The following is a 10,245-nucleotide window of genomic DNA, read 5'->3' as shown; positions in this document are numbered from 1 at the left end:
GATAAGCCGGACAATGCCAGGTTCCTGGCAGAGCACTATGGCGAGAACGGCGCAGGCTTTTATCTGGATGGCCGACAGTATGCCATCTGGTACAACGCCGAGGGAATCCACATTGCCCAGGGCGAAAGTGCCCAGCGTTCCAGCGCCACCCTCATCCCCTGGGAACAGGCGGCGGCCCGTATCCGGGAACTGCTGGACTTGGGCCGGTATATGCCTCAGAGCGAACTGGACCGGGTGGACGAGTACGAGCGCCAGCAACGGGCCTCGCAGCTATGGTATCTCCGGCAGGATTTTGCAGAAGGCACCGCCGACGCGGGCTATCTTCCCACGGTGAATGCCATTTACGGCAAAAATCATGGATTTCCAGAGGAAAGCGCCGCCATAAACGATTTGTTAGGCCATCCGGAGGGGTTGCAGAACCTGCGGGATGAGCTGGAGCAGTTTGTCACAGCATACAGAGAGAACCGGGAACTGCTGCGATTCCATTTCCACCGTCCGCAAAAATTGCTGGAGCAGCTTTCCGACCTGCAGCGGGAACCGCTGCACTTTACCGCCGCCGAAGGGTACGCCCCCCAGCGGCGTTTTTTCATCTCCGGGGACGAGATCGACAACCTTCTCCGGGGTGGAAAACGCAGCACCGATTACCGGCTGGCCGTGTATTCTTTCTATCGCAACCACACAGAGCGCAAGGAACGGGAGAATTTCTTAAAGCACTACCACGGCGAGTACAGCGGCCATTCCGGTGGGAATGACGATGTGACCTACCAGCTCAGTAAAGGTGTTTCTTTCAGCCACGGCAGTATTACCGCCCCCTACGCCAAGGTGGAGCTGAAATGGAACGCCGTGGAAAAGCGCGTCAGCGCCATGATCGCCCAGGGGCGGTTCCTCACCGATGAGGACCGCGCCGCCATGCCGCAGTATGAGAAGCACCAGCTTGCCCGGAATATCCGCACTTTCTTTGAGAATGTGCCGCAGGAGCAGCCCCACCCCTATCCCTTTGGCTTTGACTATTGGGACGCGGTGAAGCTCATCGAGCCGCAGCTTGACGACCCGGCCCGTGTGGAAGAAATCTATCAGATGATGGTCCCCGTTTGGGGGGCCACCCCGCAGGATGACAGGATGTACGCCCTGCGCCGGCAGGCGTTTGAAAACCTCACCGCGTTCCGGCAGGGAACCTTCACGCTCTTTGCAGAGCACAAGGAGCCTGTGGTTCCTGCCATGCCGCAGGCAAAAGCCTACGACCTGGGCTACGGCTATTTGGGAAACGGCGTCACGGTGTGGAACCGGCTGGAGGAGGAACACGGTGACTACAAAACAGTTGCCCACATCGCCCCAGACCGCACGGTGACCTTCTACGAGGAGGAAATGCCCCAGGCAGTGCGGGAGGAAATCCAGCGGATTGCTGACACTTCGGAAATGACCATTTCCGCCACCCAGGACGCGCCGGTGTTCGCCGTGCCGCCCAGGGTACAGGAACCGCCTCAAAAAGAAGAACTGGCAGACCCCTACCCGGAGCTGGCCGCCCAGGTGCTGCGCTTTGTGGGAGAGTTTGACGGTTCCCGCATGGGCTATGGTGAAGATGACGCCCAGGCGGTGGAAAATATCGCCCAGCAGCTTCATGATCCCATTCAGAGGGAGGAAATCCGCAGGCTGCTTCAATCCTTCCTGGACCATGCGGACCCGGAAGAAGAAATCGCGGTGGACGTCACCCTCTGTATAGAGCAGATCGCGGAGCTGCCCCCGGCCCTTACCCCGGAACAGGCGCAGATAGAAGAAATCGCCGGTTATCTGGAGGAGGCCGGATATGCGGTATCCAGCGAACTGGTCGAAGAAGGTTTGATGGATTACCGTGCCCATGGCGGCAAAGGTAACAGCCAGGATGTTGCCGACTTCATTGAGCGCGAGTTTTTGTCCGAGGAGACGGAACCTGCTTCACTGGAGATCGCCAAAGAGTTTATCAACGATTTCTGCGTGGCCGAGTATGGCAGCCCAGCCGATTTCAGTGATCTGGAAAAGGTGGGCATTGCCTACACCACTGTTACGGATGAGGAAATTCCCATCCAGGTCAATGCCGACTTGGTCCATTACCGCATTGAGCGTTATCTGGGCGGGCAGTTTTTGGAGCGCAGGCAGTATGAGAGCCTGGATGAACTCATCCAAAACGAGCTGGCCGAACTGGACTTTGACGACCTCATTTCCGTTTCTGATGCGGAACTGGAATCCATCAGTACCACGCCGGAGCAGGGTTCGGATGACTACCGCTTACTCAGCCGCCTGAAAGCCGACTGCGACTACTTCCTGGGCGCTGGCGGACGTGCGGAAAAGCATTTGTGGGCCGTGAACGTGCGGGAGCAGATCGCCAAAATGCGGGAACTCTACGCCGCCCTGCCGGAAAAGCCGGAATGGCTCACCTCGGAGGACATCGACCGCTACGCCCAGCGCATGGAGCCGCCCTACGAAGTTGCGGTGTACCACCACTTTGAAAATGGATTTGACGAACGGCTGGATTACCAAACGCTGGCAGAGGCGGAACAGGCGGCGCAGCAATATGTGGCCGGAACGATGGAGGGCGAGGACGGCTTTGCCTATGACGGCGCTGGTATCTACGATTTGAATGAGCGCCGGTGGCTGCGGGTTTACGGGGACTTCCCCGATGAACGGGCCATCGAGCAGGCGGCGCTTGCCGTAGAGGAACTGCAAGCCAGCCAGGAGCAGGACGTTTTACAGCCTAAAAAAGAAGAACCGGCCCCGCTGCCGCCCAAACGCCCCCGGCGTGAGCGCATTACCTTCACAACCCTGCACTCGGAGGTTCCCAGGGATCAGCGCCATGATTTCCACATCACCGACGACGCCCTGGGCCATGGCACCCCCAGCGAGAAATATGTGGCCAATGCTGCCGCTATCCGCACCTTGAAGCAGATCGAAGCGGAGGAACGACTGGCCACCCCCGAAGAACAGGAAATCCTATCCCGCTATGTGGGCTGGGGCGGCCTTGCGGACTGCTTTGAGGAAACCAGTCCCCATTATGAGGAGCTGAAATCCCTGCTGGATTCGGAGGAATACGCGGCGGCCAGGGCCAGCACCCTCACCGCCTTTTACACGCCGCCCGTGGTCATCCGGGGAATCTACAAAGCCCTGTCCCAGATGGGCTTTACCCAGGGCAACATCCTGGAACCGTCCTGCGGCACCGGCAATTTCCTGGGCCTGCTCCCTGCGGATATGGCGGGCAGCAAAGCCTATGGCGTAGAGCTGGATTCCATTTCCGGGCGGATTGCGGGCCAGCTTTACCAGAATGCCAACATTTCCGTAAACGGCTTTGAAACTGTGCAAATGCCCGACAGCTTTTTTGATGTAGCCGTGGGCAACGTCCCCTTTGGGGATTTCAAAGTGCTGGATAAACGGTACGACAAGCACCACTGGCTGATCCACGACTATTTCTTCGGAAAGACGCTGGACAAGGTGCGGCCCGGCGGTATTGTGGCGTTCATTACCAGCAAAGGCACTCTGGACAAGGAAAACTCCAGCGTCCGAAAGTACCTGGCACAGCGCGCCGACCTGATCGGGGCCATCCGCCTGCCGGATAACACCTTCAAGCAGAACGCCGGAACGGAAGTGACCAGCGACATCATCTTTCTGCAAAAGCGCGACCACATCACCGATTTAGACCAGGATTGGGTGCATTTGGACACCGATGAAAACGGAATCCGCATGAACCGCTATTTCGTGCAGCACCCGGAGATGATTTTGGGCGACATGGTGATGGAATCCACACGGTTCGGGCCGGACAGCGCCTGCAAAGCCCGCGAGGGGGAAGATTTATCCGAGCAGCTTGCCAATGCCATCCAGTTTTTGCAGGCGGAAATCAAGCCCTATGAGCTGGAGGAGCTGGACGAGGAGGAAGATCGCTCCATCCCTGCCGACCCCACAGTGAAGAATTTCAGCTACACGATTGCAGATGGGCAGGTGTACTACCGGGAAAACAGTCTCATGCACCCGGTGGAAGTCTCCGTCACGGCGGAAAACCGTATCCGTGGCATGATCGAGCTGCGGGAATGTACCCGCAGGCTTATTGAGTACCAGACCGAAGGCTACCCGGATGAGGATATTGCAGCCGAGCAGCAAAAGCTCAACGCCCTTTACGACAGCTTCACCGCCAAGTATGGGCTGCTGAACAGTCGCGGCAACAAGCTGGCCTTTTCGGAGGACTCCAGCTACTGCCTCTTGTGCTCTCTGGAGGTGCTGGATGAGCAGGGCAACCTAAAAAGAAAAGCCGATATGTTCACCCGGCGCACCATCCGGCCCCATGTGGCTGTCACCAGTGTGGATACAGCCAGTGAAGCGTTGGCGGTGTCCATTTCGGAAAAAGCCCGTGTGGATATGGACTATATGGCAGAGCTGTCGGGTAAATCCCTGGAGGAACTGGAAAAAGAGCTTGCCGGGGTGATCTACCGGGATATTCGCTGTGCGGAGAACCCGGAGGACATCCTGCCTTCTTTGGCGGATTTGAGCCGCTATCCTCTTGTCACGGCGGATGAGTACCTTTCCGGGAAAGTGCGCCAAAAGCTGCGGATGGCAAAAGCATTCCTGGAAGTGGCCCCTGACAATCAGAAAGAAACCGCCCGCAGAAATGTGGAGGCTCTGGAGGCTGTCCAGCCCCAGGACCTGGGCGCTGGCGAAATTGGCGTGCGCATTGGCGCAAACTGGGTGCCCATCGAGGTGTACCAGCAATTCATGGTGGAGCTGCTCACCCCCCAATACTATGTACGGGACCGCATCAAAATCCTGCGCTCCGAAGCCACCGGCCAATGGAGTATCCGGGAGAAAAACGCCGACCGCAGCAATGTAAAAGCCAATACCACCTACGGCACCAAGCGGATGAGCGCCTACCACATCCTGGAGCAGACCCTAAATCAAAGGGATGTGCGGGTATTTGACTATATTGAGGACGAGAACGGTAAGAAAAAGCCTGTCCTCAACAAGAAGGAAACTGCCATTGCCCAGGACCGACAGGAGCTGATTAAGCAGAAGTTTGCCGAGTGGATCTGGAAAAACATTGACCGCCGGGAACTGCTGTGCCGCATTTATAACGAAACCTTCAACGGCGTCCGCCCCCGTGAGTATGATGGGCGGCACATCCGGTTTGAGGGCATGAACCCGGAAATTTCCTTACGTCCCCATCAGATCAATGCCATTGCGCACATTTTGTACGGTGGAAACACCCTGCTGGCCCACGAGGTAGGGGCAGGCAAAACCTACGAGATGGTGGCAGCCGCCATGGAGATGAAGCGCCTGGGGCTTTGCACCAAATCGCTGATCGTGGTGCCAAATCACATCACGGAACAATGGGCGGCGGAATGGCTCCAGCTCTATCCCAGCGCCAACATTTTAGTCGCTACGAAGAAAGACTTTGAAACCCAGAACCGCAAGAAGTTTTGCAGCCGCATTGCCACCGGGGACTATGACGCCATCATTATCGGGCACTCGCAATTTGAGAAAATCCCCATGAGCGTAGAGCGCCAGCAGGCCATTTTGGAGCGCCAGATCGAGGAGATTCTGTTCGGCATTGAGCAGGCCAAGGCGCAGAAGGCGGAACGCTACACGGTCAAGCAGATGGAGCGTACCCGGAAATCGCTGGAGACAAGGCTGGCCAAGCTCAACGACCAGAGCCGTAAAGATGACGTGGTCACTTTCGAGCAATTAGGTATCGACCGCCTTTTTATCGACGAGAGCCACTATTTTAAGAACTTGTTTTTGGCGACAAAAATGCGCAACGTGGGCGGCATTGCCCAGACCGAAGCCCAGAAATCCAGCGATCTGTTTATGAAAACGCAGTACCTGGACGAGCTGACCGGCGGGCGCGGCGTGATTTTTGCCACCGGCACCCCCATTTCCAACTCCATGGTAGAGCTTTATACCATTCAACGGTATTTACAGTACCGGCTCCTGCAGGAGATGGGCCTGATCCATTTTGACGATTGGGCAAGTAACTTTGGGGAGACTGTCACCGCCATCGAGTTATCGCCGGAGGGCACCGGCTACCGTGCTAAAACCAGGTTTGCCAAGTTTTATAACCTGCCGGAGCTGATGGCTGCTTTCAAGGAGGTTGCCGACATCCAGACGGCGGATATGCTGAAACTCCCCGTCCCCAAGGCAAACTTCCACACGGAAGTGATCCAGCCCTCGGAGCTTCAGAAAGAGATGATTCAGGGGCTGGCGGAACGAGCAGAGAAAATCCGCGCCGGAGGGGTTGACCCCCATGTGGACAATATGCTCCGCATTACCAATGACGGGCGGAAATTGGCGCTGGATATGCGGCTCATCAATCCTCTCGCTGCCGACGATCCCAATGGCAAGGTGGCTGTCTGCGCTCGGAATGTGTTCCGCATCTGGGAACAGACCAAAGAAAAACGCTCTGCCCAGCTTGTATTCTGCGATTTGTCCACGCCAACCACCGACGGCTCGTTCAGCGTTTACGATGATTTGAAAAAGAAACTGATGGACGCCGGTATCCCGGAAGAAGAAATCGCCTTTATCCACACGGCAGACAGCGAAGCCAAAAAGAAGGAGCTGTTTTCCAAAGTGCGCGCCGGGCAGGTGCGTGTGCTGCTGGGTTCCACGGCCAAAATGGGCGCGGGCACCAACGTCCAGGATAAACTCATTGCCCTGCATGACCTGGACTGCCCCTGGCGGCCTTCCGACCTTCAGCAGCGGCTGGGCCGTATTGTCCGCCAGGGCAACGAAAACGAGGAGGTGGAAATCTATCGGTATGTAACGGAAGGCACTTTTGACGCTTACCTCTACCAGCTCGTGGAGAACAAGCAGAAGTTTATCGCCCAGATCATGACCAGCAAGGCCCCCGTCCGTGTGGCGGATGATGTGGATGAAACCGCCCTGAGCTATTCGGAGATCAAGGCGCTGGCCACCGGCAATCCGTTAATTATCGAGAAGTGCAACCTGGATATGGAGGTGGCGCGGCTGAATATGCTGAAAGCCAGCCACTTGAACCAGGTATATGCGCTGGAGGAGCTGGTGTACCGCAAGTACCCGGAGGAGATCACCCGGCTCACGGAACGGATCGCGGGCTATGAACAGGATGTGGCGCTGGCGGCGGCCCACCCCAAGGCTCAGGAGGGCTTCTGCGGCATGGAGGTGGATGGCAAACACTACACCGAAAAAGAGGACGCAGGCAAGGCTATCATTGACGTTTGCACCCGTATGACAGGTTCCGACGCTGTTCTTTTGGGGCAGTACCGGGGCTTTTCCATGGTGCTGGCTTATGATGGCAGAAGCAATGAGTACCGGATCACACTCAAAGGCACTCTTTCCCATACGGTGACGCTGGGGGCGGATGTGTTCGGCAATATCACCCGCCTGGACAACGCTCTGGAAAACCTTGCAGGCAGCCTGCAGGCCGAGCAGAACAGCCTGGAGGAAACCAAAACCCAGCTTGAAAACGCCCGCACCGAACTGGCTGCTCCCTTTGCCCGCGAGGAGGAGCTGGCGGAGAAAACAGCCCGTTTGAAAGAGCTGAATATTCTGCTCAACATGGATGAGAAAGACAAGACGTTGATGGACGATACCCCAGACGAGGGCGAGGATGTGCCTGCCCGGAGGGTTGCGGAGCTGGCACGGTAAAGGAGGATACGATGACCAACGAAGAATTGAATACCAGGCTCTATGAGAAAATGTTTGCGGAACAGGAGCAGTTCCGGGACTGGCTGCTTTCCCAGCCGCCGGCTGAGATTTTGAACCACGCCTATGAGTACACGGTGCGGGAGGACATTCTGATGTCGTTAGAGTACAACGATTTGGAGGACAGCCAGGCCAGGGCGCTGCTGAAATCCGGCAAGCCCCTGAAGCAGATTTTTGAGCGGTGGGAAGATAAAGAAACATCCCACATGGAAAATATTTGGGATACCGTCCAGGAACAGGCCAGAGCCGCTGAAGCCAAACAGAAAGCCAAAGCGCAGAAAGAACGGTAATCGCACATTTGCCATTGCACTGCGGGACAGGTATAGTATAATAAAAATCGTAACAAGGGGTGATGATAGATGGACGATAGCTACTGCCTGCTCCCGGAGCGCATTTCCGAGCAGTTTTCTGAAATCGACAGCGACATTGTGATGGATTTGGCGGCTGCCAGCCCGGAATATGCCAAGTTAAAGGCTCAGATGGAAGAACTGAAACGCCAAAATCCTGTGATTGGCGCTCTGCTGGAGGGCAAGGGAGAACTTTCTTTTACTGCTGAGGAGCATGAAGCCTGGAAGGAATTTATCCGGCTGTATATGCGGGCCGATAATATGGAACGGGAACACATCTACTTCCGGGGCCATGCAGACGGATTTGCCTATTTGAAAAAGATTGGCGCTTTCAAAACAGAATAGCCATGAAACGGTGCGGAGAAATCCGCGCCGTTTTTACATACTAAAATAAGAAATGGCTCCCGCTGAAATACACAACCTAACATTGATTTTCTCGATATTGTTGTGTATAATAGAGATGGGTGATGAGGTTGAATTTGATTTTGAGTACCATCTTGCAAGAGAAAGAACGCATTGACCGTATGCTGGCAAAATACCAAGAGGAACTGGAGATGCTCCCCAAAGGCACCATTTCGGAAAAGAAGGTCAAGCAATCCACATATTTTTATTTGAAGTACCGTGAGGGAAAAAAGGTGATCTCAAGGTACATCCCCCAAAAGGATGTGGACGCAGTTCGAGAGCAAGTGGAAAAACGCAGGCATATCGAAACGATGATCCGATCTTTGCAGGAGGAACGTGCGATTGCCGAGAAAGCATTGGAGGGACAATTATGATTTTATATCATGGCAGCAATTTGGTCGTATCAAAACCAAAGCTGATCCAGCAGAATCGCTTCTTAGATTTTGGATTTGGTTTTTATACCACAACCAATAAGGCTCAGGCAATCAGCTTTGCTGATAAAGTGACGAAGCGTCGGAAAAACGGCCAAAGGGCAGTCAGCATTTATGAGATCGACGAGAATGTCGCTTTTTCAGAGTGCTCTATCCTGCGTTTTGATGAGCCGGGAGAAGCGTGGCTGGATTTTGTATCAGATAACCGATCTGGCAATTATGAGGGTGAAGCCTATGATTTTATCTTTGGGCCGGTTGCCAATGATGATGTGTACCGCACGTTTACCCTCTATACCGCTGGTGTGTTGACCAAGGAACAGACCCTGGAGCAGCTCAAAATCAAGAAGCTATATAATCAGTTGGTGCTGACAACGAAAAAGGCTCTGTCCTATCTGCGGTTTGTCGGCACTGTGCCGGAGGAGGAATTTTGATGGCGGATAAAAAATTTGAAGCGATTTTGACTTTACTGGTTCCCCAGGTTGTTCAGTTGATTTGCGAGAACTACCCTGTGGATGAAATGGCTGCATCCAGAGAATTCTATGAATCCAAGGTGTATTCTTTATTGGAACAGGAGGACACCAAGCTGTGGCATTTCAGCCCGCTTACCTTATTTAACATGTATGATGAGGAAAAAAAGACAGGAAACTTTGAGATACCGGAGGAGGTGTGAATATGAGTAGGCAAGGAGATTTTCTCATTTATTGCGTGGAAACCTACAAAAACGCCAAGCACTTGACTGGCAGGCAGGTGGCGGAACTCTTTACCCGTTACCGCGTGTGGGACTATGTGTATTCCTGCTTTGAAGCCCTGCACACCACCGGGGCCAATTATATTGTGGAGGACATCGACCTCTATATTGAGGCAAGGAAACCTGCTATGGCTTAATAGAAGAATGATAAAAGATGTTTCTACTGCCGGGAGCGAATGGTTGAACTATTTCGCCCTGGCATTTTTCAAAAACGAACCAGTCACTAAGCCATGATGAATATAGGATGAACAGGCAATAAGGGTGACATTATCATTTATAATTCTGAATGTTAAAATGCGTTGCTTGTGGCAACGGGCAATTCCGACTACAATAATCGTGACCGCAGAAAGGAAGGAGGCTATCCCGAATGCTCAGCGAAAATATTAAAGCAATCAGAAAATCAAAAGGGCTTTCCCAACAGGAGCTTGCCATCAAGCTGAATGTTGTGCGGCAAACAATTTCTAAATGGGAGCAAGGAGTTTCCCAAAGTTAAAGATACCACATCAATCCCACGCGGACTTTTGCTCAACCGATACAGCCGGAGGGCTGGATAACAAGAAAAGGCGGTATGCGCCCCGTGGAGGGGTAGCGTACCGCCTTTTCTTGTGGGGGTTTCCAAAGGGGG

Annotated in this window: 7 protein-coding genes and 1 pseudogene; all 8 read left to right on the top strand. The window is 54.3% G+C overall.

Going from position 1 to position 10,245, the window contains the following annotated elements; genetic code table 11:
* Window positions 1-210 precede the first annotated feature (210 nt).
* Window positions 211-7,635: a helicase-like domain-containing protein gene (locus B5F35_RS16535; protein ID WP_442856488.1), complete on the top strand. Its 7,425-nt coding sequence runs from the start codon at window positions 211-213 to the stop codon at window positions 7,633-7,635.
* Window positions 7,636-7,646: 11 nt separating this feature from the next.
* Window positions 7,647-7,982, top strand: a complete 336-nt coding sequence (locus B5F35_RS16530) for a DUF3848 domain-containing protein (RefSeq protein ID WP_087242659.1) — start codon at window positions 7,647-7,649, stop codon at window positions 7,980-7,982.
* Between the two features lie 69 nt (window positions 7,983-8,051).
* A complete protein-coding gene (locus B5F35_RS16525; RefSeq protein WP_058967068.1) occupies window positions 8,052-8,384 on the top strand; it encodes a DUF6664 family protein in 333 nt (110 codons plus the stop codon).
* Between the two features lie 140 nt (window positions 8,385-8,524).
* The gene (locus tag B5F35_RS16520) at window positions 8,525-8,815 is read left to right on the top strand and encodes a DUF6788 family protein (RefSeq protein WP_140401270.1); all 291 of its coding nucleotides are present in this window, start codon (window positions 8,525-8,527) and stop codon (window positions 8,813-8,815) included.
* Window positions 8,812-9,303 (top strand): DUF3990 domain-containing protein, encoded by a 492-nt coding sequence (locus B5F35_RS16515; RefSeq protein ID WP_087242657.1) that lies wholly within the window; start codon window positions 8,812-8,814, stop codon window positions 9,301-9,303. The genes B5F35_RS16520 and B5F35_RS16515 overlap by 4 nt, the downstream gene beginning before the upstream one ends.
* A complete protein-coding gene (locus B5F35_RS16510) occupies window positions 9,303-9,542 on the top strand; it encodes a hypothetical protein (RefSeq protein ID WP_087242656.1) in 240 nt (79 codons plus the stop codon). Before B5F35_RS16515 ends, B5F35_RS16510 begins: the two co-directional genes overlap by 1 nt.
* A 2-nt stretch (window positions 9,543-9,544) precedes the next feature.
* The gene (locus B5F35_RS16505; RefSeq protein WP_206424065.1) at window positions 9,545-9,757 is read left to right on the top strand and encodes a DUF3791 domain-containing protein; all 213 of its coding nucleotides are present in this window, start codon (window positions 9,545-9,547) and stop codon (window positions 9,755-9,757) included.
* 230 nt (window positions 9,758-9,987) lie between these two features.
* Window positions 9,988-10,104 (top strand): annotated as a pseudogene (locus tag B5F35_RS16500) (helix-turn-helix transcriptional regulator); the annotation flags it as partial.
* Window positions 10,105-10,245 lie beyond the last annotated feature (141 nt).

The organism is Anaeromassilibacillus sp. An200 (assembly GCF_002160025.1).
GTDB lineage: Bacteria > Bacillota > Clostridia > Oscillospirales > Acutalibacteraceae > Caccousia > Caccousia stercoris.
Note: the sequence above shows the minus strand (reverse complement) of the source record. Positions and strands in the feature narration are given on the sequence as shown.